At 64.9% G+C, this 812-nt stretch carries 1 protein-coding gene; it reads left to right on the top strand.

The window, feature by feature from the left end; all coding sequences use genetic code 11:
• Nucleotides 1-812: TRAP transporter large permease (locus AB4Z37_RS32960; protein WP_441520877.1), on the top strand; the 812-nt coding region annotated here is incomplete at both ends.

Here is an 812-nt window from a genome sequence, read left to right as displayed (position 1 = left end):
CCGTCGACGGTGCTCGCCGTGTACGGTATCATCACCCAGCAGGACATCGGCAAGCTGTTCGTTGCCGGCATCATTCCGGGCCTGCTGGCGATCGCCATGCACATGATCACCATCGCCATCATCGGCCGGGTGCGCCCTGGCTTCCTGCCCGCTGGCCCCAAGAGCAGCTGGGCGGAACGCACCACAGCGCTGCGCGACGTGTGGTCGCCGCTGCTGCTGTTCGTGTTCGTGATCGGCGGGCTCTATGGGGGGCTGTTCATCCCGACGGAAGCGGGCGCGGTCGGCGCGGTCGGCGCGTTTGTGATCGGCATCGCGCGCGGCAAGCTCAACGGGCAGGGCATCCTGCAGTCGCTGCTGCAGGCGACGCGCACCGCGGCCGCCGTGTTCACGGTGCTGATCGGCGCGCTGTGCTTCGGCTACTTCCTGACCATCACCCAGACGCCGCAGCATGTCACCACGTTCCTGACCGGCCTCGGCATCGGCGCCTACGGCGTGCTGGCGCTGATCCTTCTGATGTATCTCGTGCTCGGCTGCCTGATGGACGCCATGGCGATGATCATCCTGACCGTGCCGATCGTGTTCCCGGTGGTGACGGCATTGGGCTTCGATCCGATCTGGTTCGGCGTGATCATCGTGATGACGGTCGAGCTCGGCCTGATCCACCCGCCGGTCGGCATGAACGTGTTCGTGATCAAGAGCGTGATCAAGGACGTCAACATGTCGACGATCTTCGTCGGCGTGCTGCCCTTCGTGATCACCGACCTGATCCGCCTCGTCATCCTTATTCTCTTCCCGCTGCTCGCCACCTGGCT

The organism is Bradyrhizobium sp. 2TAF24, assembly GCF_052115025.1.
In the GTDB taxonomy this organism is placed as follows: Bacteria; Pseudomonadota; Alphaproteobacteria; order Rhizobiales; family Xanthobacteraceae; genus Bradyrhizobium_A.
The sequence above is the reverse complement of the archived record's forward strand: the minus strand, read 5'-3'. Positions and strand labels throughout refer to the sequence as shown.